Genomic DNA, 25,103 nt, shown 5'->3' on the forward strand with positions numbered 1-25,103 from the left:
TTGCATATGTGTGTAGTATTTGACGCTTACAAAGTATTCATTCCATGGCACATTGGATTTTTTTACAGGATACGTCTTGTATTCATCATTGGATGCTCTGTCTTCAATTAGGTTATCATTATCGCTAGGTAGAGAATGCGTTTCTCTTTTTTCTTTAAAGAAATTACTACGCCAATCACCTGAGACTAAAGCTGCTGAACTTCTGCAGAATGGATGCATAGGAGCTGCATTAACCCCTGGTTTCATATCCTTAACTTTAAAATGTTCTCCGTCCAATCCTCTGCATACCTTTGATGTTCTACTGTCGAGCTTTGCTACAAATTCATATTCGGCATCCGTATCATCATTCATTAATTCATGAAAAGCTAACTTCATACTCTCAGTTTGAACTCTGGCACTTTCGGTAATTAATAACCTCTTGGCTTCGAAGGTAGTTACATCATAATGTTCTTTTATTTTAGGTAGAAATGTAGTTGGGTTTGTTCCACGAATGACTGCACTATTTATAATGTTGTTAAGTTCTTTTCTTAATTTATGCATATCATTCCATATACGAGTTGACCACGTAGCACCATGAAAGCTAGCTCCTACTATTGCCTTTAAAGTTGTTATAGGAATAGACAAATCAGCTCCAAGTATACCTGCTTGTCTTAATACCTCATCAAGGCTAACCTGCTCTAAGTAATCTTGAAAGGTTTTAACCTGTTCATCTGCCATAGCTACCAGGCGAGCATTTAAATACATCATAAGAAGCTCTTGTCTATTAACACGCATTTTTAAGTTGTAAGCAGCTAATTCTTTATTTGCTCTATCGCTAAAATCTTTATCTATCACATACTTAGCTGCTTTTTCTTCAAAGGCTTGCACATCCATGTCAGATACTATTTGCTTCACTTCAGCTTTGGTCAGTTTATTGCGCTTTGCATAATTCTTATAAAATAATCTTATATCCTCTAGAGATCCCTGAAGGGCTGTTTGAATTATTTTCCTTAGCTCTTGTACTACTGCTTCGTCCTTCATCTGCTCACGTGTAATATTATTTCTCTCTCGCTCTGTCCAGTAGTTATGCTCCATTAGCTTTCTACATCCATGTAACTAGAAGTTTGTCTGCGGTTTTCCTGCTCTTCCGATAAACACTTTTTCTCAGCTTCTATATCAATTTCATAGGGTAACAAGGACAAAGCTGTTTCATTAGATACTTCACCACCAAGACTATTAAATATATCAATCTGTTCTTTTGTATTCTTTGGAAAGTTAGGTGTAAACTCTATTGATATATTATTCAAGGTATCTTTTGGCAGCTCTGAACCCGTGGCCATAATATTATTTATTAACCTATAACGATTTTTCATGGAGCGTTTAAAATAACGCTCTTTTGATGCTCTTACTTGTTCAAGTCCAAACAGCTTGTATTTCATAGATTCACCTGATTGTGTACCTGCAAATTTTTCATCATTCATATTTGGCACATTAGTAAATTTATGAATATCGTTGGTGAGTCGAGTCTTATATGCTTCCATTCCAGCCACATCATATTGCTTATAAATATATCTGGCATCAACATTATCTTCTTTGCCATCGGTGCCCATTTCCGGCTCCATGTAAAGGATGTTAGCTTGCTTCATTTCCTTAGCTCGTTGAACCGGATCCACATTATCTCCCATCAGGTCAAGACGTCCTTTTATAACAAGCATGGCATCTTGTAAATCCTGAGAATAGTTTGCTAAATCACTTTGAGAAGCATCGTATAAATCAATTAAATTTAGTACGTTTTCAAAATCACCTTGACGAAATCTATTATTTTGATACTCATTTATAGGTACGCCATCAAAGTAATGTGCTTTTTCATCTACCAGTTTGTAATCACTACCGTCTTCATTAGCATGATAAGTATATATCTTAGAATTCGTATATACTTCCACAATTAAAGTGTTTTCGCCATCTATCAGTAGAGTTCGATGTCTTATTCCAGCAATAGCTTTTTGCTCCACTGTATCGTCATAAATCACAAATGTTTCTAACGGAGAAAGCAAAGTAAACCGAGTTTCATCGTCCTGACTTCTAAATATTAATTCATATGCTCTTCCGTATACAGAACAATCAAGTGTCAATTCACTATTTATAGCATCTGCATTATTAATGTCATTTATATACGATATTGTGTCCTGCACCTTTTGCTCATTGTGCATAACTTCTATAGGGCTTCCAGTAAGATAACCTACAATAAATTGGCTTACATACCTAGCGTGGTTATGGGTAGCTCTATGATCAGCCATATGTTCTTCTTTTCGTCTATCTCCATTTAAGATGGTGCGGTTATTCCCTAAATAATAATCGTCTAATTCAGATAATCGAGAAACTTGATTGGAAAGGTGATGATTAACAATTTCAGTTAAATCACCTAAATTAGCTAGTAAGCTATCAGCATCTTTGTACGTATAAGTTTTGTTGGCTTCTTTACTGAACCGTTGCTTATTTTCTGCCACTTTCACCCCTCCCTCAATAAATTAACCTTTTCTTAGAATTCCTTCGTTTATCTCTGTTTTTCTATTAGACAATTAAAGTCCATAGCGAATTCCGGCCTTTTCCACCCCTATAGGTGCTGGAATTTGGTAAAATGGGTAAGCTAAATAAACCTTAATGGTGTATTTCCATTAAATGGATGCTTGTTTTATGATCGCACCTTGGATCTCCACTTTTACATGGCGGTGGACCCTCCCATGTCTCACGGCGTCTATGCGCGCAAATTCCTTCGTTCGACCTGACCATGGTGGATGCCGGAAATGCTCCTTAAGTGGGTCAAAGCCCTAATGGATTAAATAACGACCGGCTAATCCGTGCTTCAATTGTTAAAGAGTAGTTTCTAAACGATGGTCATTCGGTTGATTAAGCGACTTCCTGTATTGTTGAAATCATTGGGATATCATGAAGCATGCGTTTCTCACTGAACGTACACTTTCGTGTACCTAATACATAAAAGATCTTGACAAGTTTTCTGCTTAGCGCAATAAATGATTGTTTTCCTGTCAACGGATTATCAGAGCGATGACGATAATAATGATGAAGCTGCTTAAAACCTTCATTGTGTAGCGATAAAGGACGTGCAACTTGATATAGAAGACTTCGCAGTCTTTTTCTTCCGCGTTTTGTGATCGTTGTTTGGCCTTTGAATAGTCCGGACTGATTCATCTTTAAATTGAGTCCCGCTAATTTAATGATTTGGCGTGGATCTTCATAATTCGATAAATCACCTGTTTCAGCGAAGAAACCAGCTACGGTTATGGAACTAACACCTTTGATCGCTATCATCTGATCAGAACCAGGAATGTGATGAACGAGTTCTTCCAATTGTGCTTCAAGAGCGATAAGACGTTCTTAAAGATTCTTATACTGATCAATCAAATACCTAATTTCTTGTCGTCCCATTCTTAACCCTGCCGTCAGTCCCACGCTGTTATCAGCTGCCTGCTTTAATGCTTGGATACGCTTCAATCCTACACCACGCTTGGCAGCCTGCTTAACTTCCAAAAGTAAAGTTTCTTCCGTCGTTTGACGGATATCTTCCGGCATGTAGCCTTTTTCCAATAAATGAAGAGCCGCCTTACCTGTCCAGTCTTTAAAGACATCGAGAAATTCTGGAAAGTATCGATCAAGCGCATTATGCATTTGAGCCTTAATCGAGGACAGATCTTCTTGGATGATATCATAGAGCTTCATGCCTTCACGCAATTCAGCGTAAACATCCTCAGGCAAAGTGGGATTATGGTAACGGCCATCACGCACAACTTGAGCGATGACTTTGGCATCTTTTGTATCATTTTTAGTTGGAGAGTCATCATCCATTTCTTTGAATCGTTTGACTTTCATTGGATTGACAACGACAACTTTAATGCCGCGTGCTTTCAGGTGATAAGCTAAATTGAGCCAGTAATGTCCCGTTGGCTCCATGCCAACAATCAAATTGGGACGCGTGTGCGCGTCAGAAAGAGCCACTGCCCATTCAATCAAATTTGAAAACCCGTCAAGCGTATTGGCGAATACAAGCCGTTTAACAAGGTCTCGACCGCGATTATCAATCGCCCGAGCCACATGTTTGCGTTTCGCTATATCCACCCCAATAATTAATGTGTGTTCATTTATTTGCGCTAAACGATTATTTTGTGTAAAATCCATAATATAAGCTCTCCTTCGGTACTTAATTCGAGGTCATGCATGACACTCTCTATCGTACCAAGGGGGCTTTTTTTATGCACTTGTCATTTTCACCCATTTCCCTCCGAAATTTCTTCATTACAGGAATGCTCCTTGTAGGATTTTTGTTCACCTCTGTCGAATATTGTTGTAAGAGGGAGGTGAAAAATTGAAACTAAGTTTTGATGCAATGCGTGACCTGTTATTTGTAATTGAAGATCAACCTAGAGATATTGATATCAATAAAGTAGTTTACGACCGACGACTTGAAAGTTTCGATAAAAGTGATTTAGGCTATGCTCTTGAAAAGCTAATTGAGGCAAGGCTTTTAAATGGTAAAGTTTATACAACTAAAAGTGGTATACTTTTTTCAATTGATTCCATAAGCACTGATGGACATGAATTTTTAGACAACATCCGCAATGATACAAATTGGAATAAAATTAAGGGTATGGCTTCAGAAAAAGGCGTTGGTACCATAAAAGGACTAGCACCGATAGCCACCGGCGTTGCTACTGCCTGGTTGAAAAATCATCTAAACCTTTGATTTTTCCAATAAATCTTATTTCTATCTGGGATACATTAGATACATCAGATTTAATTTCAACTGCTTGTATCCCTTTGATTTCTACACCGTCAATTCTCAGTCTTTTGCTCAAAGAGACTTCATTTAACTTTTCAAATGAATATGGTTTAGTTTGTTCCATGTACTCACCTCCTAAATAGCTTGTTTATTTTGTTTCATTTCGTTACATTGATTATCAAAAAAAATAGTCCAATCAAACCCTAATGTTGAAGCTATAGATTTAGCGACCGAAACGCTTGGATTTCTTTTACCTTGTTCTATCATGGTGTAATATGATCTTTCTATCCCAGCATCTTTAGAAACTTTATGTTGGGTATAACCTCGCTGATTCCTTAACTCTTTAAGCCACGTCCTCATTGTACTCACCACCTCCTTGTAACGTTTCGTTACATAGTCGACACTTTTATTTATTAAAAGTTTCGTTTTGTTACACTTAGTTTTAAGTAACGCATTGTTACTGTAAAATGTTAGTTAAGGAAGGGGTAGTAACATGCTTAAAGATAGGTTGATTAAATTAAGGAAAGAACACAAAAAGACTCAAGAAGATATAGCAAAAATTATTGGAGTTTCAAGGCCTGCTTACACTGCATATGAAAAAGGTAATAGAAGCCCCGATTACGAAATACTAACTACTCTTGCCGATTACTACAGAGTAACTACAGATTACCTCTTAGGTCACAGTGATCAACCGCATCTAACAGAAGAAGAAGCTTTTGAAGCGTTCAAAAACTCTCCTGATCTAGAGCGTTGGTATAAAGAATTACCTAAATCCAAAGAAGAAGATTTAAGGAGATTGAAAAAGATTTGGGAAGCATTTAAAGATGATGAATAAACGGTAATTACTATGCTTTGCATAGATTACATAGAGAAAACATTTTAAGGGGAGATTAGTTTGAAGAAATTATTATTTTTATTTTTAGCAATGGTATTTGCTGTTGTCCTAACCGCTTGTGGCAATGATGATAGCTCTTCAGAGAATAAAGACGATGCCAAAGCCGCTGATGAAAGTTCAAACGAAGATGCTACAAAGGAAAAGGATTCAGAAAAAATGACTACAGAAGAAAATGAGTCTAAAGAAGCTTCAGTTGGTGACGTGGTAACTAATGAAGGCGGAGAAATGACTTTAGTTAGTCGTACTGATGATGTTGGAACATTTGAAAGTGGACCAATTAAATTAACCATAAATAAGGCCAATGGAGTTTCAGGTAAACTTAAAGGTGATCTAGCCGCTATGATGGAAACGGAAGAAATAGAATATATTCAAGTAGATATGAAAGTCGAAAATAATTCCGAAGAAAACATAGAATTTTACGCATCACAAGCAGTAATGACTACAAATACTGGCGAACAACTTGAACCCGATATGTTGATGAGTGATCATATTGATGGAGAATATATTGGTGCTGTTAATAAAGAAGGATCCTCTTATTATATTCTGAAGAATTCTAAAGCTGAAGATGTGGAATCTATTCGATTAATATTTAGCGCTCCACAAGATACTGATTGGGAAAATGTTGGAGAAGAAATTGATATTGAGATAGATTTGAAAAAATAAATATAGTTATTAGGTGTGCAATAGTTTTGTACGCCCTCTTTTTTACAGTTTTACAGAACATACATTCGCATAGAGGTGATTTTTATGTTTACTTACAACAGAGCAGAGAGGTATGTTTTTAAACTTTTAAAGTCTATAGCAATCCAGAAGCCGAATGATTTATCTATTAATAACGTTTCGAAAGCAATAGGTATACAAGTCATCTATTGGGAGTTTTCTAGTGAATCAGCTCAAAAGGGAGGAAAGTGTAAAATGTTCTTAAAAACTAGAGATAGTCCCCAAGAACAGTGGCAAGAATTCACACATGAACTCTGCCAACGGACCCCTAAAACTCCTTGGAGTGAAACTTTTTAAACCAATCAAAACTTCAGTTCCAACAAGAATTGTTGCAATCAGACCTCTCAATAAAAATTGAAGAAGGGTAATTCTAAGAATAATTCCTTGTTTTATTTTTTTGAAGTAAGAAATGTCACGTTTATCTTTTGTCATGCTAATACCATTCACCTCCTCCTATTTAAATGTAACACTTTTAATATCCATAAAATGTTTATTTATTGTAAAACTCTCTAAAACCTCCCTAAGTCCTCTGCCATCTCCCCCCTTCCACCTAAGGTCTTCCGTGGGTTGGACTATTCCGTCTAGAGTAATCTCAAGGGTTTAAGGAGGTGATCAAAGCCCTTACTCCCCCTGTTTTCGATATTAAATTCACTTGTTGTATTTTTTATCTCTGCATCGGAAAACTTGTAATAAAAAAAGACGCACCTCATCAGGTGCGCCAGAACTATAGATAAAATTGTTAGATTTCTGGTTTTGAATTAAGAAAAATTTTCCTGTTTAAACTCACGTATTCCTATTTACTATTTCGTTCTATTTAGATTATGGAGGGGCGGTGGCAAAAGTAAAAGACTAAAACCCCAGACACAAACAGGACTTACTCACTTCTCGAAACTAATTACATATTACGGAAAATTGTTTCTTATACTTCTCTCTTTACGAAAGTCCCTATTGAGATCAATAGGAAAACCAATAAATATGTACTTAACACTATTAAAGAGAAGGTCAAAGTCATTCCACTGATAAATGTTGAGCCATTAAAATACATGTTGAGGTTTGTGTTAGCGAATAAAGAGTACTTGATTCCTTCGAAATGAGGTGCAATTAACCTTGTAACGTTTCCACTTGTTAAATATAGAAAAAGAGAAATAGCCATTGATAGTGCGGTACTTCTAAATACCGTCGAAAGAGTAAGACCAATCATTGCAACGACAAACAAACTGACAGCAGATAAAAAGAAGTGCCTCATCACAACTAGTGAAAAGCTTTCTTCAATAACTTTCCCTTCTTGGACTGAAAGATAGATTTTTTCACCTCCGCCTCCAAAGGCAATCCCCCCTATAATCAAAGAAAATAATAGTTGAAGGGACACTACAAAAAATGTAAAGGTGAATAGGGTAAGAATCTTAGAGCTAATGAATTTCCATTTTTGCAAGGGGGTCGCCATGAGCGTGTTGATGGTTTTCCAGTGATGTTCAGAGGAGACCAGGTGCGCTGCAATGGAAATGATAATTAAACCAGCAAATGAAAGCACGATCTTGCTAAAATAAGCAAATGACCATAAATTTATAGAGTCTTTAGGCTTTAAGTTCTCTGCTATACGGTACTCATTTATCAAAATGGTCTTTTCATGTGAAGAACTCATTAAGCTTCCTTCGGGAAGCTTCTTTATCTCTTTTTGAAGTACCTCATTTTGAGAGGCTAGACTCATTTTCCAATTATCAGAAGTGGGTTCTGTTGTCTGTGTAGATTTATAGATTGCCCCACCTACATTAAGGATCAAAAATACCGCAACTACCAGGAGGATAATGTTTTGACTACGTAGTTTTTTCCATTCACCTAACAGTATTTTAAACACTCTTTTCCCCCCCTTCCATTGCTTCATGGTAGTGTTCTTTAATTCCTCTTTTTACTTCTGTCATTGAAGTGATATTTATTTCATTTGAAAGAAGCAAAAACATTACTTGTGAATAATCTTTTCTCAGTAATGTGAATTCAATTTGAGACGAATTAAGAATTTCCGTATTTTCACCAAATTGAACATCCAACAACTGCTGAGCCTTATTGGGATTATCCAGTTCAATACGTAAGGTTACTGTACCGTCTGATACCAACTTTGTTTCATCTATAGATTTAACTTCACCATTCGACAAAATCGCATATCTATCACAAATCTCTTCTACTTCAAGTAAATTATGGCTCGAAATCAGTACTGTTAAGTTTTGTTCTTTGCGCAAACGCAATATTAATTGTTTAAACTCTTCGCTTACTATTGGATCTAATGTGTTCGTTGGTTCATCAAGAATCAAAATTTCAGGGTCATGGAGGATTGCACTTGCTATGCCAAGACGTTGTTTCATACCAAGAGAGTACTTTTTGAATTTTTTATTTTTTGAGTTAATCATTCCCACTAAATCAAGGATATGTTCAATTTTATCTTGAGTGATATTAGAATAGCTCTGTGAAAAATATTTTAAATTTTGTTCTCCAGTAAAAAAAGGGTAAAACGAAGGGGACTCAATCATAGATCCTATTTTTTTCAATGCATAAGCTCGTTCAGTTTTCACGGGTCTTCCTAATACTGAAATGTTTCCTTTATTAATTTTAGTTAGGCCTAATAGGGTTTTCATTAAGGTAGTTTTTCCAGCACCATTCGGACCTACTAATCCAAAAATTTCCCCTCGCTCTAAGGTTATTGAAACATCCTTTAAAACCTCTGTCCGGCTAAGTATTTTACTAACTCCTCGACATTCTAATACAACCTCATCCATTTGCATCCCCTCCATTGATTAATACTTTCTGTTTAGAGTAAACAAAGTAATTCCCAAAAAGAAATTAACAAGTAAGACGATTGTAATAACACCAGCTCTGAAATCTGCAAATGTCAGGTCGACCAACCTGTTAACAATAAACAAAATAAGTATGGCCGCTAGGCAGAAAAAATAAGAATATTGGTAAGCAAGACTTGTGATTTTTTGACCACGTTCATCATTTTCGCTGCTTGAGAAAAAAATCGCGTACATTGAAGGGATAATAGATAAAAACACTAAAATCGTAAGATAATTCTCTTTAAGTTGCTCTATTATATTTGCTATCTCATTCATTATTTCTCCTCCAATTCTGAATAACTAAATATGTCCTGAATATCCACTTCAAATAATTTTGCCAATTTAAACGATAAGATTAAAGAAGGGTTGTATTTGTTAGCTTCAATCGAAATAATTGTTTGACGGCTCACTCCAACTTTGGTAGCTACATCTTCTTGAGACCATTTTTTTTGTGCACGCAATACATTAAGTTGATTATTTAATTGACCTTGATGTTTCGCCATGGCTATTCACCTCTTACTACAACAGTAAAATATTTCATACAAAAAGTAAAGTATTTTTAACTTAATGTCAAAAATACTTCACTTTTTTGTTGGATATCCCTATTGTGTGTTGGGCTTCTCTAGTATTAACACTGATGGTACTTGATTAGGACTTGCCAATCTTAAGAGACCATAACCAATGCTGGCTATCCCGTTTAATAAACCGACTGAGTTAATATCCGCCTGAATTTGTGAATTAGAAAATACCTCTTGAATAATCTGTTCTCTAAGTGCGCTAACTTTTTGTTTTTTGTATCCATCCATCTTTACTTCAGCGACCATCAGGATATCAATTAACCCCATATCGCCATGACATAGCGAATAATTTTTCCCAGTCTTTGAGAGCATCCCTGAATTATACGCAGCTTCTATATCTCTGCTTAGTTCATCATTTTCAATTCCACTTTCATGTAGAATACACCTAGATAGCAGTATTCCTGGGCCGCCGTGGCACCATGCTAAAAGATACTTATCCAAATGCGTACTAAACCAGTTACCTTTTTCAGCATTAAAGAATGTATTTTCATAATTAATACCATTTTGAATAATCTCTTCTAATTGGTCAGATGGACGATATCTAAAGTACCTAGATAAGGCAGCAATAATTCCGGCATTACCATGAGAAAAACCAATATACGGATCCTTATCGGCGTCATTATGAGGGACCCAAGCTACCCCAACATTTTGTGGTTGAGAATTTTCAATTAGGTGGTTAACTAATTTTCTACTTATCTGTAACATCCAGTCTTCCTTATACTCTTCATATAAATTCATTAAGATCATTAAAGCCCCAGCAGAACCACCGATAAGATCATATACTTTATCCTGTGCAATAAATTTATCAAATAAAACGGCATTTTGTTTTGCCGCCTCTTTAAGTCCGTCATCCTGAAGAACTTCTCCTAGATGATGGAGGCTATAGACAATTCCGCCAATTCCTAAATATCCTCCTAAGTTTACATTCTCAGGTTCAACTAAATCAGGTAGCATTTTTATAATTGGATTCAATGTAGCGTAAGCTGCTTGTTTATATCTTGGATTTCCTGTTAATTTCCAGAGATATGAAAAATAAAGAGCGATTCCGGGGTTTCCATCATATAGGCCGGGCCCCGTAATGGAATAAACCCAAGTATTCTCATTTCCCCCTTTAGTAACCATACTTGTCCAACATAACTCTAGACCATCTTCATCCTCATTTTTTATAGCGCTATCCAACAGAATTTCAGCAATTTCTTCTGCCCTCTTTATGAGGCCTTCTGAATTTCCTGGATGGTGATTTACTTCTTTAAAGTGAAGAAGTTTAATGTCAGTTTCACTATAAACTGCGGATATAGTAGCCGCTATAATATTAAGTTGACTTTCATGATCTTCTTGACTAAGTCGAGCTATTTTTTCTAAACTCAAGGTAAGACCATCTTTATAATAGAAATTGTCTATGCTTGAATGGTTTGATGACATGATTCCTTTTCCTTCAGGCGTAGAGGAAAAGTAAGGAATGTCCCCTTCCAACATATCTTCTATTTCATAATCAACTACCCGATTTATCGCTTCTTCTTGTTTGGCTCTCAAACGATTTAACAGTACTTCTCGATCGACTTGATTTCGCATGAAATCTGGATGATAACTAAGATTAAGTAGCTTTCCATATTTCATAGTATCTCTGAATATTTTCCTAGTTTCTTTTCCTTTAAAAGATTTTATTCTGCTTACTAGTTCTGTTTTATTTGTTAAGAAGAAATTATAAATCGAGGAGAATCCATCTATTATATCCTCTAAATAGTCACCTATTTGAAGGCTCACCCCTTTGATCTGAGGAGTATTTAAGCCTGGTGAAAGTGTTCCATGCCTTTTTTCTATCATTACTTCATCGGTGTACTGATTGGAGACAACCTCTGTTTTAAATGGCAACTCTTTATTGCCTAAGGAATTTCCAATTCCACTTAAGTCAATGTTAGAATCGTCCTGATCCTTTAAAGCACTATTTGGGATAAGACCCGTGGACAAAACTGAGTCATTAATTAACTGTAACGACTTATTTACAACTTTGCTTTTGGTCGCTTCATGATTTGAAGATACCGTGTGATGGAAAAGTGACTCTAAATCGATTAAAACAGGATGTTCCCCGTTAGAAATAATGTTTTCATAATGGAAATCTGTAGCATTCATCACATGAAGAATACCCAGTAATTGCCCCGTTCGATTATAGAAGTTGGATACTTCCATAGTGGTATTACAATTTTGGTATGGTATGAATTCAGACCATCCGTAATCTCCTAGATCGAGGATTTCTGTTGTTTTTAATTTGTTATCTGTTGACCCACTTTCATTAATCCAAGAAATAAATCGTTGGAATTCAGCATCAATGGAAAGACTCCTTGGCTTATAAACTACCTTTTTTCCGTTTTCAAATTCAAGGATTGTGACGGTTTTACCTCGTTTATGCGAGTCACCACTTCCTATATGAATATTTTTCATCATGGAAGCAGGATCTATTCCTAGTTTTTTTTCTAAAAGTAGCTCATCTTCTTTATATTTAGTGAATAATTCTAATAAGAAACGTTTAAAATTCACAATTTTTGTTGATATTAATCTGAACAAGACAGGGTATTCATGGTACAGCGATTGTTTGTAATCATCGTCTTGCAAAAACTTATTAAAAGCTTGATATCTTTCTCTTGAAGAATCACCTTTAAGCTTACCCATTAAGCGTAAAGAATTAATTTCTAAGATAAGTGTTTTATGACTTACCGTATAAATTAAATCAACAAAATGTTTTATGATGTCATTTTTACAAGAATATGTAATTTCAACGTTTAAATGTTTCATTTTATTATGAAAAAGATCATAATAAAACTCTTTCAGAAATGGTTCGAAAAAAGGATAAAACGGTACAAATGATAAATCCATATTGGTAAACTCGCTATCCTCAATCGAACTGGAACTGGTACCTTGGAAAAATTCGTTCTGTTGTAATAGTTGACTTAACCAATCACTTTTCTTCAAAAATTCGGGTTCGACATCTGACTCAAAGTGATTTTCCAAGAATCCAGAAGTAATGTTATAATGTTGCTTAAATATTTGATCTATCTTTGTAGGGTCTTCCCCTTCTAGGATTTCATTCCAAAAGCCTTTAGCTGCATTTAAATCCACCTTTTGTTTGGGATGATGATTTTCGCTTATACGTTCATTTATGGTTAATGAGCGATAAAGATGGGAAATAGTCATAATATCACCTCTATAAAATTAAAATAAGAGGGATTAGTTTGGCGTAACTCTCTCCCTCTTGGTATTATTAATTGTTACATTGATTTTGACATTCAACAGTTATTGTACACATATGTCCTGGATTTCCAAGAAAATAACTTGCAGCCGCACAAGTTAATGTAGTGAGGACCGTTTCAGCCCAACGTTCCTCGTTACCACCTTGAATTTGAAGAAGTTCCTCTTCTTTAAGCTCTACCATTGGATCTTCGATAGGAAGCTTAGTTTGATTACCTTGCATATTTCTATAATATGGGTTCTTCCACGCTTTTAATTCGTTGCTCATGACTCTCACCTCCTTTCAAGTCTAAATTTTCATTGGTTTCAAATAGTGACCGATAGTAGCCATCTAAAGTTATCAACTCTTCATGACTTCCTATTGCAGAAATTACTCCATTATTTAGAACAATGATTTTATCAGCATTACGAATAGTAGATAAACGATGCGCTATCACTATTCTTGTACAGTCCATGTTCGAAAGAATGTCATCAATCTTTTTCTCGTTTAGGCTATCTAAGGAATTTGTCGCTTCATCTAAAACCAAAATTTTAGGAGACGGTGCTAACGCTCTTGCTATGGCAATACGCTGTTTTTGTCCGCCAGAAAAATTTTGTCCTTGTTCAGAGATAACTGTGTCGTAATTCATGGGAATCGCCATAATCTCATCATGAATTTGCGCAATCTTTGCGGCACGTACAATGTCTTCATCTTTCAGATGCTCGTTTTGAGTTTTAATGTTGTCATAGATTGATTGATTAAAGAGAAAAGGCTCTTGGTTTACAATTCCCATCTGATTTCTTGTGTGCGATTTATCCAAATCCTCTAAGTTTACACCATCATAAAAGATATCCCCTCCAGTAGGTATATGAAGACCGACAAGCAAGTTGGCAAGTGTACTTTTCCCAGATCCTGAGGCTCCAACTATCGCTATTTTTTCTCCGGATTTTATTTCTAGATTTATATCTCTTATTACATTTTCAGCATACTTCGTATAGGCAAAATCAACATTTTTAAACGTAATATTTCCTTGTAGTTCTTTTTTTTCATACGATTTATTCTCATCATATTCTGTAGGAGTATCTACAACGTCTCTTACTCTTCTTAAGTACACTTTTAATTGATAGAATGTTTCCACTTGAAATATGAGTGAATTAGAAGTGCTGATAAAAAATGTAGCGATGGATTGAAATGCTATAAGCTCTCCTAAAGATAAGCTTCCACCAAGAACCTTTGGTGCCCCAATCCAAATCACAGCGAGAGGCATGAAATATGTAAGTCCACCACTGAAAGACGTTATAAACCCAAATATTCTTTCTTTTTTTACAAATGAACTTGCAAAATCAGAGTAGAGTGAATTCCATCTTTTGGATACTATATTTTCTGCCCCAGCTATCTTAATATTTAAGACACCCATGATCGACTCTGTTTGGTATGAATAGAGTTTGGTATCCTTTGTGAGCTCATCTCTGTTCATTTCATGCATAATCGGTCTGAAAGCGAATATGAACAAGTACAGTAGAACAGTAAATCCAATTAAATAGCTGGCTAAGTAGATTGATTGGTAAACCATGTAACCTAATATGATAATTAATAAGACTGCGTCCAGTAAACTCTTCATAATTTGATTAGAAAGTATTTGCCGGATCGATCTTAAATTTGCGAATCGATAAATTAGGTCTCCTGATTGGCGAACCTGAAAGAAGCTATACGGAATTTTCAACAAGTGACTAAAATACTCCCAAGACATCTCATAGTCCAAATATTTAAACATTCGTATGGCGACTTCATTTCTTAATAAATTGAAGACAAAATATGCCACAAATGTGATTAAGATCCCTTGGAGGAATAATGAGAGCAGCTGAGCATTATTATCTAAAAGCATGTTATCTATGATCTTTTGAGTAAATATAGGGGTGATCAAGACAAAAGCTTGTAAAATCACATTAACTGCTAACATCATGAACAGTATTTTAGGACGACTAGCTAATATCTTTAAATATGGCTTCCACAAACTCTTTTCCTTTTGAGGAACAAAGTCTTCATTAGGGGTTAGCGATAAAACATAACCAGAATAATGTTCTCTGAACTCCTCTACTTTCAATTTTTTCCGTCCATGCGCAGGGTCCAAGATGATGTAGTTTTTTTTTGTCACTTTCTCTAAAACAACAAAGTGCTTAGCATCCCAATAGAGAATAACAGGATAATCTACTTGATTCAGGTTTTCACAGGGTAACTTGTAACATTTAGATTCAAACCCTAGTTCTTGTCCAACTTTATATAAGTCGTAAAGGGTATTTCCATCTCTGCCGTTCCCTACTCGATCTCTTAATTCGAATAAAGGAATGTGTTTTTGATAATATCCCGAAACCATGGCCACACATGCAAGACCACATTCGGTTTGGCTCATTTGTTCAATAAATGGTATTTTTTTTTTCACTACTGCTTCACCCTTACATGAGGCAATTCTAATTTAAGTACTGAGGGAACTTTAGAAGGGTCGTTTATTCTTAATAGAGAATAACCTACACCTGCAACCCCGAGCATTAACCCCATCAAGCCTCTATCTTTCATTCCTTGTATTTTATAAAGGTTTTCTTCCTTCTTCATCATCCCTTCAGCTAGTTGTTTGATTTTATGTTTTTTTATATCCTCTGGGTACTTGGCTGAAATGCTCAATAATATATCAAGATTTCCTAGTACTCCGTGGCATAATCCAATAGGGTCCATCGTTATGTAATTGCTGATGGATTGATTAATTACTTCTGTTTCTAATATTTCTTTTCGAACTGTCGTTTGTTCGAGTTGAGCTCTTGATAACAAAATACCTGGAGCACCATGGCACCAATAAAAGGATTTCGTTTTCTCGGTTACGTTTTCTCGTAAATCAAGCCAGTTTAGTTTTTCGACATCGAAATGTTTGTCTTCATAGTTTACCAACTCTTTAACCATGGTTTGCATTTCCGGATCATTTATCAGACGTCCTAATTTATCTAATGCTAATACGATTCCAGAAGTGCCATGAGCTAGGCCTAATAGAAATGAATTGTCTTCTCGTTCCTTCAATATTTCCATTAGGTCTTGTCCATATTTTTTTGCAATATCAAGTGCGTCTTCTTCTCCATTCATTTCAAAGAGATTAATTGCAAAAGTAATAATTCCTGCATGACCGTCCAAAAAGTCGATTTGATTACCAGGTTGAACTACTCCTAATCTATCTTTTTTATGGACTTCGTCAGTTTTTAAGTCTTTCATCTGCATTAAGTACTCATGGCCCATTTCACTTAGCTTACTATCATTTAAGACAGATGACAGGTAATACAAACTGTACGAGAATGATCCAATTCCATTAAACATTGAGTTTGTCATAACCCCGTCTATTTTTTGCATCATATCACGGAGATAGTTAATATTCTTATAGATAACCTCTTTATAACTTTCCTTTGGAATGTATTGATAGAGTTGTCCTAAGAAAATAGTCATTCCTAAGGTGCCGTTATAAAGAGAGAAATCCAACATTTTAAAAGCAAATTTATTGTCAATGTTTTCCACGCCTGCCCAAGAAACATGGTTCCCCTCTGTATCATAAATGGCTTGCTCCACTAGGAAGTCACCAATTTCTTCCGATGTCTCTAATAAAGTTTTATGAGTGTTGTTTTTCTCTAATGAATGATGAGACTTCATACATTCTGTCTCATTAACTTCTTTCCCGCCGATTGCATTAGTCTCAATAGATAACCTGATGAGCTTTAGCTGCTCGTAAAGGTCTTTTTTACTAAGATTCGTGATTTGCTCTTTAACCATTTCCAAACTCGTTTGATCAAAGACTTCTTTGATTTCTTGACCTCTACTGTCCATTAAATGTTTTGAATTTACTCCATATGTAAAGTAAGGGATATCATTATTGAGTAAATCTTGAATTTCGCTCTCCACAATTACTTCGAAACGACCTTCAGACTTTTTGATATTCCATAACATCTCCATTAACTCTTCTCTATCTAATCCGTTTTGCAAATAAGTTGGATGGTGCGATGCAATTAGAAACCTTGAGTACATGAACGTAGGTCTGAGTACAACCCTACATTCGGCACATCCGAAAAATTCAATTACTTTTTCGTAAAGTGTTTCTTTACTTCGTAAAAAAACGTGATAGACTTCCATAAATCCTTTTTCTATATCTTTTATATAGGTTTCAGGTTTAACAATCTCATTATTAAATTTAACTAAATGGCTCTCATTTGAGGTTACAAAGCGTGTGTTTTCATATTTATACTCGCCGTTTACGTCCTCGACCATAACCCAACCTGTCATACTTTCAGATGTTTGATTTGGCTTTCCGGCAATAGCGCTTGCATCGAAATCAATTGTGGAATTAAACACCTGTCCAGTTGGCAAAATTCCTGAACTAAGAACGGTCTTTAGCAACTCTTTTCTTGGAAATTCCAGTACTTTATTACTATAAATAGAGTTTGAGAAAAGGGTTTCTAAATCGATAACATATGGTACGGAGCCACTTGCAATAATATTCTCATAATGCATATCATTCGATCTTAAGAGGTGAAAGATTGCTATGTTTGCACCCATACGGTAATAATACTCATGGATTTCCTCTCTGTTTTTACATTCAACTGGCTGAATAAACTGTTGCCATCCGTAATTGGATCTAGAAAGACTCTTTCCGTTTTTCAGTTCTAAAGAAAGACCAGATTGATTGATCCAATTTAAAAATTGGTTGAAATTGACATCGATTGAAAGAGATCGGGGTTTATAAACTAGTTGTTCATCATTTTCAAACTTTAACATCGCTACCGTCTGACCATTGTTATGGGAATCACCTAACCCAAAGCTTGCTGAGTGTAGTACGATGTCTTTATTGAAAAATGTATCTACTATATCTTGATAATCATTTAAATATCGATTGATTAGATTTTTCACATTTAAGATGGTACGTTCAGTTATTTCAGTAAGAATCCTAGCTATAACTGGGTAATTGAATAAAATATCTTTTATGTATTGAATATTTGATAGATAAACCTCTTTAAAATATTTAAGGTCACATTTTTCTTTGCGTAAGTTCTCTTTCAACTTATGGAACTCTAAAACAACGGTTTTATCACTAATTTGTTTTAACTCATGGAATAAGTATTTTTCACAGCTATTAATAAAACTATTAAAATTGATATGTTTAGATTCCTTTAATGAAAATTCATCATGTAAATTTTTCATGAAATAATTTGTAAAAGGAAGAACAAACACCCCAATATCTGAAGTTTCTATATTGCTTTTCAAAGTCTTAGAGTCAATTTCATTTATTATATTAAATAATGTTTCTTGCCATTCAAGATTTATGATCGAAGGGGAATTCTTATTTTCCAACAGAAATAAAAATTGATCATAAGAAAAACCTTTGTTTTTCAGTCTTTCTTCGAAAGCCCCTAATGGTAATCCGGATTTTTTCAACCACTCCTCACCTAATTGATATGATCTTCCCAAATCTCTATCATTCGGTGAGGAAAGTCTTTCGTTTAGGTATGTAGCTCTCATCAAATTCTCGCTTTTTATATCTGTTGTAATCATAATACTTCCCCCTTCATCAGTTATTTAGCATCTAGTAGAACAAGCCGTCGTAGGACAGGATTCATAAGATCGATCCATCGTGTAAGTTGTAATTGCGATTGTCCCACCAAAAGTAGCACAAGGCCACGTCGTACGTGGCTCCACTTCTGTTGCTCCAGAAAGCTCCATCAATTCTTCTTCATCCACCATTCCTATTTTTTCAAAGGATTTAGTCATTTTTTCACCTCCTTTCAAAGTTTACTAGCACTACACTATTTTACATTTTATACCTTATATTCAATTTTATTTTATTGTAATTTTAGTTTGACAATTCTCTCTTTGTTAGTGTTATTATACATTTGTAATCCGGATAATTAAATAGAAAAGAGGAGTGTTGAGGTTGGGAAATATAAGGCGTATATTAGCGATTTCTGTTGTATTTTTTTGTTTAGTTGGTCAATATGATTTAGTAAGTGCAGAGGAATCAAGCAATTACTATACTATTATGCTTAAGAATGAGAAGGATTTTACTAGTTTCAGAGAAGAAACTCAGCAATTTGGTATTGATGTAGTGTATGAGATTGAGGAAATAGGGCTTATTCAGGTAAAGGCTACACCCAAAGAATTAGCACTACTGGAAAGGAATCCTGAAGTAGAAAAGGCTAACTTATCTATTAGAGCTGTGAAAGAAGAAACTCTTCCCGAAGCAACCAGTCTTCCTCTTCCTTCTCTTTGGCATTTACAATGGGACATGCAAGATGTTACAGAAAATGGTAAAAGTTATAATGTATACAGTGGAAGTAAGGATGTTACGGTTGGCATCATTGATTCAGGTATCACTCCTTCCCATAATGATTTAAAGGAAAATTTAGTTCCAGGATCTAAAAACTTAGTTCCAGTAAACGGTTTTAGGGGTGAAGAACCAAATGAAACTGGAGATATCACAGCTATACAGGATTTAACCGGTCACGGAACACATGTTGCTGGTCAAATAGCTGCTAATGGTTACATGAAAGGGGTTGCCCCTGAAATCGGTATTAAATCTTATAGAGTTTTCGGAAGTCAATCTGCAGATTCCATTTGGATTATAAAGGCTATTATAGAAGCAGCGAATGACGATGTAGATGTAATTAATTTAAGTCTAGGAAGCTATTTAATTAAAGGAAAAACATTTTCAAACGGTGAGAGCTCAAAAGAGGAATTAGCCGAAATCAAAGCTTACCAAAAAGCTGTTAAATATGCGCAAAAGAAAGGATCAGTAGTGGTTGCTGCAGCAGGAAATGATTCTTTAGATGTAAAAGACAAAGAAGAAATGAGTGAATTTATTCAAGAGAAACTAGATGAGGACGGAGTGACATTCAAAGGGAAAGGCTTTGATATTCCAGCAGCATTACCTGGAGTTGTAACAGTCTCTTCAACTGGACCTTCCGATGAACTTTCTGTCTTTTCTAACTACGGGAAAGGCTTTGTTGATATTGCGGCACCGGGCGGAGACTATAGGTATCTCCAAGAGTTCGGAGGAGAAAAGTGGGTTTCAGAAGGCTGGATGCAAAAGGAGCAGATCTTAAGTACAGCACCAAATGGAGCATACTTTTATTCATCAGGTACTTCTATTGCTACACCTAAGGTTGCTGGGGCTTTGGCTTTAATTATTGATAAGTATGATTATGAAGATAAGCCCAATAAATCTATCCATCATTTGTACAAGTATGGAATTGAAGAAGGCTCAAGGCATAATAAAGAAGAGTTAGGCAATGGAGAATTAGATCTATTGGAGGCTTTATCTCACTAAAAGTAACGACCTTTTGGGTTTTCATACTCGGTACTCTTAGAAAGTACGCAAGTTCTAAATGAAAAACTCCGACAAAACCAGAAGGAAAATTATACAGTACACCTAAAGAAATTACAGTGAAGTTTACATAAACAAAGGCTTAGAGATCTCTCTAAGCCTTTGTTTCATTCACTTATTCCAATATATGAGGATTAAGACAAAGTTCACCACAGAAGAAGTTACCAGTTACCCTCCCATGGAATAGCCGCACGTAAGTTACTGTGTAAACCACCATATAAAAAATAGTATAACTGCAATAACAAACCAAATTAGGGCAATTACATATTTTTTTTCAGTCTTCTTTCGAGAATTGGCAGCGACTACGCTACTTACTAAAACAATAGCAATTGCTATCCATGTCCAAACACTCATAAAACCTTCCTCCAAATTCTTATGTATTTTAGTAAATTCAGCCTTCACTATAATCCACGTTCTTATATAGCCTCTTTGGTATCACCTGCTAAAATTCAATTCAAAATTATAATATAATCACATTCTGTCTAATGATCATCTTAGCCTTGCGAAATGAGATGGGAAACAACAAAGTGTGAATTTCGTTATGAAATCAAGTGCGTTATATATTGACGCTTGCTTCCCTATGAATAAATTCGTTGAATATTCTATAGGGGACAATTATTTATCCTTTGATATTCACTTTAATATTAGGAGGTACGATACCCCATGGGTCTGGAGTTTCATCTTGGACCAATAACAAATTGTTTTGAGAGTCATTATAGGTAACATCCTCAATATTTCCCTTGTTTAATTGAAAATCAAACGACAACAAAACACACGCTGTTAAAATACAAACAAATAGAATCTTTGTCATGATATTCCTCCGCTAATTTGATTGAAATTGATTATTTTGATGAGCCTTTTGATAATAAATACAAGCATTTTTATACTTGCGGTCCATGTAATAATAGTCTGCTAACATTTGATAGTAATAGGATATTTCCTTGGTTAGCTTTTTCTCCTTCAACATTGGAATAGCTTCCTCAACCATGAAGGTCTCAAAACGTTCATCCGGATCATAAACGAGAAATTTATAAAGTCTTAGATTCAGTGATACCACTGCATCTAGTGTCTTAATCTGTCTTAACAAATCCTCTCCCCTTTGGATCCAATCTTTCGCATCCTTCATCCTACCTTCTTGATAATAAAGCTTCACCAAACCTACGATTGTAAATAGCTTTTTATGAGGAGCTGATTCTTCCTTCACTTCAAAGCTTTTTATGTATTGTTCAATAGCTTTATCAATATCCCCCCTTTCAAAGAATAAACTACCTAGATTTTGATGGCAGTTTGCTAAAAGTGTTTTATTAGTAATGACTTCAGCAATTTGAAATGCCTTATCATAGCTTTCAATTGCCTTGTCTAGCTCTCCCATCCTCTTATAAGCAATTCCAATGGTAATGTGGCATTGTGCACATCGAAATAGATTATACATATCCTGATAATAAGAAAGAGCCTTCTCTGCATAAAAAATACAAAGATGATATTTCCATAATTGAATGGCCGTTAAGGATAATAAATAATAGAGGTCATTTTTTTCTTGATGATATAACAATATTTTAGAATCTAAATGCTTCTCGGCTTCCCGATAATGTTCTAGGGACGTTTCATATACACATGTACTGTAATAAAAATCTCCCGAGAATTTATGGAAGTAATATTTTTCTAATAAAGTGAAACTTGTATAGAAGGATGTTAAATTTAGCATTTGTTTCTTCGCTTTTTCAGCCTCTTGCGTAATTACAAAAAACCTAATTTTATGAATCTCATAAAGTTTCGTTAATCTGGAATTACTCACATTACTAACCTGTTTTTCAATCTGGTTATATGCTTTCACTGCTTCCAAACGTTTACCTTTTAGTAAAAGTTCAAACCAATCATTAATAACTTCAAATAAACTCTCGTGTTCATCCTCTTCATAAGACATTTCTAATCTCTCGCAAAGAATATGGATGATTTCTTGAGCTGGTATGGATTGATCATTTTCAATTTTAGATAGATACGATTTCGAAATAATTCCACTCGCTAACTCTTCTTGAGTCATTCCTTTATTTAAACGATGAAATTTGATTCTGCTTCCTATATCCACTATCCTCACCCCCATTCATTATACAGCCAAATGTAATGAATTACCTATTATAATATGCGTATCCAACCAAAAATTCAATAAGTTTACAATAAATGCATTATTGAATACAAAATCACCATAATCAATGAAATGTTTCCTGAAAAAGAGTGTCTAGTTTCTTTTTTTATTTGAATTAATCAGTTGAAGTTCATTGAATTGGAAACCAATAAATTGCCAAACTTAAAAGCTATTCTCTGGAGTAACTGAACCTTAATACACACTAATTTAGTCTTATAAAAGTGATTCTCTCTATATAACAACCTCGGTAGTTCCTTTTATTCACTCAAATCTGACTTAATTTCAAAAATCATTGGCAGAGCATCCATATTTGCACACAAAAAGGTAGAAGGGTCCTAATTAGACCCCTCCTACCGTTTAGTATAGTCAGCACATTTTCAGTGGCCTCTACTACAGGCCGTCTTTTTTGCTATTTATCTTTCTTTCCATTCTTTCGCTCTTGATTTTCTTCTAAGTAACCTTCTAAATCTAATTAAACGGAAGAGTACTCTCTATCCTTGTCCGGTTTATCATAGGAATTGAACCGTACTCCTTAACTTTCTAACTTCTCTTTGATTGTTGGTTTCTTGTTCACCTTCGGCCTCCTCTGTGCCTCTATTATCTTCTATGGAGCAGAGTATGTTGCACCAAAATCACTTCTAATAGATCACTCTAGATAAGCTAAAATCTATTCCGTAACAAATTCCATAGTTACGGGTAAATACTGCGGCTCTCCCTTTATACTTTCAACACCTTCGATAATAAGGGTGTAAGTTGTGTTAGCATTCCACCATCCACTTTTTGGGGTTATGATAATTTTATCCCTCGCTACCTCTCTATCTAGAGGATAAAAATCCCCACTCTCACTTACGACAAAGACAGTGAGGTTGTTGACACTAGATGCGTCAAGTTCGGTATTGTAGGTTATTGTCCATGATTTATCTCGAGGGACATCCTCCTTTAATGGCCACTTCTCACTATTTTTGAAATGGTCAGGATTAGGCACGCCTTCTAGAAATATTTACTGTAGAAATCCTGTCTTAATTTACCACTTAATTGTGCATATATTTTAGTTGTTTCACTTTTCTCATGCCCTAACAAGCTTTGGATTACTTCAATTGGCGCTCCATTATTAAGCATGTGGGTAGCATAACTGTGTCTTAATTGATGAGGATGTATTTCTTTATTAATAGCAGCGCGAATAGAGATCCGTTTAATAATATATCGGATAATTTCAATGCTCATTCTCTTTTTTGGTCTTCTCTCGGTAATAAATAAACATTCATCATGATCCTTGCGCTCCTCTATATATCTTTGTAGCCATAGAGAACAACGAATACTAAAGTAGACTTCTCTTTCTTTATCTCCTTTTCCTTTTACAATAACCGATCTTGCAGAGAAATTGACATCCTCTCTATTCAGATTCACTACCTCTCCGATACGACACCCAGTTGAATAAAAAATTCGAAAAGTGCCTTTTCCATGGAAGTTAAGCATGAGTCTCTAAGTTGTTCAATTTCCATCTCCGTTAGAAATTTTGGGATTCTCTTGCCAACTTTAGGTTCTTTTAATTTCTTAGCTGGATTTTCGTTGATAACACCCTCTTCATGTAGCCACTTAAAAAAGGATCGAAGGAACCGAACCTTGTTTCCAAGACTGGAAGGCTTCAAATGTCCGCCCACCTCAACCAGGTAGCTCTTTAAATGATCAATAACTACCTCTTCTGTATTAACGTCTCCAAAGTATTTCACCAACATATTGAACTGTAAGCAATAGGTTTTCAAAGTTAGTAACGAATAACCTTCAATCTTTTTATCGACATAATACTTTTCCCAAGCTTCTGATAAGAACATCTTCTATCACTCTCCAAAACTATGAATCTTAATTTCATTATGGTTCTGAAGATGAATTACTATACTTTAGACTTTTACAGAAAAAGAATTCCAAATGTCCTTTACAGTAAGTCTACATTTATATCCAATTAATGTAATTAAATATTGATTAATAGAACACATGTTCGTATAATGCTTGTAAGGATGGTGATTAGTTTGAGGTTTCCTTACTACACAACCACAATTCTAGAAGACCTAATAACTCAATGGTATAAAAGACACAAATTTACAGATCCGGACGATTTAAATGTTTACACCATTGGATCCGAGTCCCAAATATTTGTGACTTGTAGACCTACTCAAGCTAGTTACATGAGGGTAGGGAAGTTTCAAGAAATCGTATTAGATAGTCGCCTCCCTTATATACACCAACGAGAGCAATTCTTCCACGAGCTTTGTCATGCTTTGAGGCATGCAGGTCGACAATCTTTCATGCCTTATTCTTTTTATGAACTTCAGGAAAGGGATGCCAGGCATTTCACTCTATACGCCTCGCTCCCCACTCATATGATTAATGATTATAACCTCTCAAATCCAGCTATTATCGATCAGTTGTCACATGACTTTATGATTCCAAGAAAAGTTTGTATTGAGCGTTTAGAAAAAATTAAGAGTCGAATTGTACCGTCGGATAAGTCTAATTTGATTAATCTAAGGAAGGAGGGATAA

23 protein-coding genes and 2 pseudogenes are annotated in these 25,103 nt (G+C 35.2%); 5 read left to right on the top strand and 20 right to left on the bottom strand.

Annotated features, from left to right (window positions below):
• The 3 genes and pseudogenes from N784_RS13695 to N784_RS13705 all read right to left on the bottom strand — a co-directional run.
• Positions 1–1,074: minor capsid protein (locus tag N784_RS13695; RefSeq protein ID WP_036835774.1), on the bottom strand; the 1,074-nt coding region annotated here is incomplete at its 3' end.
• Positions 1,074–2,486: a phage portal protein gene (locus N784_RS13700; RefSeq protein ID WP_198134435.1), complete on the bottom strand. Its 1,413-nt coding sequence runs from the start codon at positions 2,484–2,486 to the stop codon at positions 1,074–1,076. The genes N784_RS13700 and N784_RS13695, both read right to left, overlap by 1 nt.
• A gap of 400 nt (positions 2,487–2,886) precedes the next feature.
• Positions 2,887–4,173 (bottom strand): annotated as a pseudogene (locus N784_RS13705) (IS110 family RNA-guided transposase).
• A 187-nt stretch (positions 4,174–4,360) separates the two neighbouring features.
• Between N784_RS13705 and N784_RS16060 the strand changes: the two are divergent.
• Entirely contained in the window at positions 4,361–4,738 is a 378-nt protein-coding gene (locus N784_RS16060; RefSeq protein ID WP_052127333.1) for a DUF2513 domain-containing protein, read from the top strand.
• Here the strand turns inward: N784_RS16060 and N784_RS13715 are convergent.
• Positions 4,704–4,898: an RNA-binding protein gene (locus tag N784_RS13715; protein ID WP_036835775.1), complete on the bottom strand. Its 195-nt coding sequence runs from the start codon at positions 4,896–4,898 to the stop codon at positions 4,704–4,706. The genes N784_RS16060 and N784_RS13715 overlap by 35 nt on opposite strands.
• Before the next feature lie 11 nt (positions 4,899–4,909).
• On the bottom strand, positions 4,910–5,134 hold the full coding sequence (locus N784_RS13720; protein ID WP_036835776.1) for a helix-turn-helix transcriptional regulator: 225 nt from the start codon (positions 5,132–5,134) through the stop codon (positions 4,910–4,912).
• 133 nt (positions 5,135–5,267) lie between these two features.
• On the opposite strand from N784_RS13720, the gene N784_RS13725 reads away from it, so the two are divergent.
• Together N784_RS13725 and N784_RS13730 are read left to right on the top strand one after the other, a co-directional pair.
• Positions 5,268–5,609, top strand: coding sequence for a helix-turn-helix domain-containing protein (locus tag N784_RS13725; RefSeq protein WP_036835778.1), 342 nt, complete (start codon positions 5,268–5,270; stop codon positions 5,607–5,609).
• A gap of 60 nt (positions 5,610–5,669) precedes the next feature.
• Complete coding sequence (locus N784_RS13730) at positions 5,670–6,332, top strand: hypothetical protein (protein WP_036835781.1); 663 nt, start codon at positions 5,670–5,672, stop codon at positions 6,330–6,332.
• 258 nt (positions 6,333–6,590) lie between these two features.
• Here the strand turns inward: N784_RS13730 and N784_RS16695 are convergent, their stop codons facing one another.
• The 10 genes from N784_RS16695 to N784_RS13780 form a co-directional block, all read right to left on the bottom strand.
• Complete coding sequence (locus N784_RS16695; protein ID WP_156965262.1) at positions 6,591–6,821, bottom strand: hypothetical protein; 231 nt, start codon at positions 6,819–6,821, stop codon at positions 6,591–6,593.
• Between the two features lie 487 nt (positions 6,822–7,308).
• Complete coding sequence (locus N784_RS13740) at positions 7,309–8,244, bottom strand: ABC transporter permease (protein ID WP_036835784.1); 936 nt, start codon at positions 8,242–8,244, stop codon at positions 7,309–7,311.
• Positions 8,237–9,157, bottom strand: a complete 921-nt coding sequence (locus N784_RS13745; RefSeq protein ID WP_036835786.1) for an ABC transporter ATP-binding protein — start codon at positions 9,155–9,157, stop codon at positions 8,237–8,239. The genes N784_RS13740 and N784_RS13745 overlap by 8 nt, the downstream gene beginning before the upstream one ends.
• 18 nt (positions 9,158–9,175) lie before the next feature.
• Complete coding sequence (locus N784_RS13750; RefSeq protein WP_036835788.1) at positions 9,176–9,490, bottom strand: hypothetical protein; 315 nt, start codon at positions 9,488–9,490, stop codon at positions 9,176–9,178.
• Positions 9,490–9,717, bottom strand: a complete 228-nt coding sequence (locus N784_RS13755; protein ID WP_036835790.1) for a helix-turn-helix transcriptional regulator — start codon at positions 9,715–9,717, stop codon at positions 9,490–9,492. The genes N784_RS13750 and N784_RS13755 overlap by 1 nt, the downstream gene beginning before the upstream one ends.
• Positions 9,718–9,816: 99 nt before the next feature.
• Positions 9,817–12,981, bottom strand: a complete 3,165-nt coding sequence (locus N784_RS13760) for a type 2 lanthipeptide synthetase LanM family protein (protein WP_036835792.1) — start codon at positions 12,979–12,981, stop codon at positions 9,817–9,819.
• 67 nt (positions 12,982–13,048) lie between these two features.
• Positions 13,049–13,303, bottom strand: coding sequence for a plantaricin C family lantibiotic (locus N784_RS13765; protein WP_036835794.1), 255 nt, complete (start codon positions 13,301–13,303; stop codon positions 13,049–13,051).
• Complete coding sequence (locus tag N784_RS13770) at positions 13,263–15,455, bottom strand: peptidase domain-containing ABC transporter (RefSeq protein ID WP_052127334.1); 2,193 nt, start codon at positions 15,453–15,455, stop codon at positions 13,263–13,265. The genes N784_RS13765 and N784_RS13770 overlap by 41 nt, the downstream gene beginning before the upstream one ends.
• Positions 15,455–18,592, bottom strand: a complete 3,138-nt coding sequence (locus N784_RS13775) for a type 2 lanthipeptide synthetase LanM family protein (protein WP_036835796.1) — start codon at positions 18,590–18,592, stop codon at positions 15,455–15,457. Before N784_RS13775 ends, N784_RS13770 begins: the two co-directional genes overlap by 1 nt.
• Before the next feature lie 24 nt (positions 18,593–18,616).
• On the bottom strand, positions 18,617–18,808 hold the full coding sequence (locus N784_RS13780) for a class II lanthipeptide, LchA2/BrtA2 family (protein ID WP_052127335.1): 192 nt from the start codon (positions 18,806–18,808) through the stop codon (positions 18,617–18,619).
• Between the two features lie 154 nt (positions 18,809–18,962).
• Between N784_RS13780 and N784_RS13785 the strand changes: the two genes are divergently transcribed.
• The gene (locus tag N784_RS13785) at positions 18,963–20,363 is read left to right on the top strand and encodes a S8 family peptidase (RefSeq protein ID WP_232306028.1); all 1,401 of its coding nucleotides are present in this window, start codon (positions 18,963–18,965) and stop codon (positions 20,361–20,363) included.
• Between the two features lie 255 nt (positions 20,364–20,618).
• On the opposite strand, the gene N784_RS16700 is transcribed toward N784_RS13785, so the two are convergent.
• From N784_RS16700 to N784_RS13805, 5 genes and pseudogenes are all read right to left on the bottom strand, one after another.
• Positions 20,619–20,774 carry a hypothetical protein gene (locus tag N784_RS16700; RefSeq protein ID WP_156965264.1) on the bottom strand — a complete coding sequence of 52 codons (156 nt, stop codon included), beginning with the start codon at positions 20,772–20,774 and terminating at the stop codon, positions 20,619–20,621.
• 265 nt (positions 20,775–21,039) lie between these two features.
• On the bottom strand, positions 21,040–21,231 hold the full coding sequence (locus tag N784_RS13790; RefSeq protein ID WP_036835801.1) for a hypothetical protein: 192 nt from the start codon (positions 21,229–21,231) through the stop codon (positions 21,040–21,042).
• 12 nt (positions 21,232–21,243) lie between these two features.
• Positions 21,244–22,506, bottom strand: a complete 1,263-nt coding sequence (locus N784_RS13795) for a helix-turn-helix transcriptional regulator (RefSeq protein ID WP_036835803.1) — start codon at positions 22,504–22,506, stop codon at positions 21,244–21,246.
• 724 nt (positions 22,507–23,230) lie between these two features.
• The gene (locus tag N784_RS17265; RefSeq protein ID WP_036835805.1) at positions 23,231–23,548 is read right to left on the bottom strand and encodes an Ig-like domain-containing protein; all 318 of its coding nucleotides are present in this window, start codon (positions 23,546–23,548) and stop codon (positions 23,231–23,233) included.
• A gap of 5 nt (positions 23,549–23,553) precedes the next feature.
• A pseudogene (locus N784_RS13805) lies at positions 23,554–24,395 on the bottom strand (tyrosine-type recombinase/integrase).
• Positions 24,396–24,746: 351 nt separating this feature from the next.
• On the opposite strand from N784_RS13805, the gene N784_RS13810 reads away from it, so the two are divergent.
• Positions 24,747–25,103 carry an ImmA/IrrE family metallo-endopeptidase gene (locus N784_RS13810; RefSeq protein WP_231572497.1) on the top strand — a complete coding sequence of 119 codons (357 nt, stop codon included), beginning with the start codon at positions 24,747–24,749 and terminating at the stop codon, positions 25,101–25,103.

This window comes from Pontibacillus litoralis JSM 072002 (genome assembly GCF_000775615.1).
Classification (GTDB): Bacteria; Bacillota; Bacilli; order Bacillales; family BH030062; genus Pontibacillus; species Pontibacillus litoralis.

Coding starts and splice junctions, on each gene's coding strand:
- N784_RS13715 (WP_036835775.1), bottom strand. CDS start 4,898: ATGGAACAAACTAAACCATATTCATTTGAAAAGTTAAATGAAGTCTCT.
- N784_RS13720 (WP_036835776.1), bottom strand. CDS start 5,134: ATGAGGACGTGGCTTAAAGAGTTAAGGAATCAGCGAGGTTATACCCAA.
- N784_RS13725 (WP_036835778.1), top strand. CDS start 5,268: ATGCTTAAAGATAGGTTGATTAAATTAAGGAAAGAACACAAAAAGACT.
- N784_RS16695 (WP_156965262.1), bottom strand. CDS start 6,821: ATGACAAAAGATAAACGTGACATTTCTTACTTCAAAAAAATAAAACAA.
- N784_RS13745 (WP_036835786.1), bottom strand. CDS start 9,157: ATGGATGAGGTTGTATTAGAATGTCGAGGAGTTAGTAAAATACTTAGC.
- N784_RS13750 (WP_036835788.1), bottom strand. CDS start 9,490: ATGAATGAGATAGCAAATATAATAGAGCAACTTAAAGAGAATTATCTT.
- N784_RS13755 (WP_036835790.1), bottom strand. CDS start 9,717: ATGGCGAAACATCAAGGTCAATTAAATAATCAACTTAATGTATTGCGT.
- N784_RS13760 (WP_036835792.1), bottom strand. CDS start 12,981: ATGACTATTTCCCATCTTTATCGCTCATTAACCATAAATGAACGTATA.
- N784_RS13765 (WP_036835794.1), bottom strand. CDS start 13,303: ATGAGCAACGAATTAAAAGCGTGGAAGAACCCATATTATAGAAATATG.
- N784_RS13775 (WP_036835796.1), bottom strand. CDS start 18,592: ATGATTACAACAGATATAAAAAGCGAGAATTTGATGAGAGCTACATAC.
- N784_RS13780 (WP_052127335.1), bottom strand. CDS start 18,808: ATGACTAAATCCTTTGAAAAAATAGGAATGGTGGATGAAGAAGAATTG.
- N784_RS16700 (WP_156965264.1), bottom strand. CDS start 20,774: ATGAGTGTTTGGACATGGATAGCAATTGCTATTGTTTTAGTAAGTAGC.
- N784_RS13790 (WP_036835801.1), bottom strand. CDS start 21,231: ATGACAAAGATTCTATTTGTTTGTATTTTAACAGCGTGTGTTTTGTTG.
- N784_RS13810 (WP_231572497.1), top strand. CDS start 24,747: ATGAGGGTAGGGAAGTTTCAAGAAATCGTATTAGATAGTCGCCTCCCT.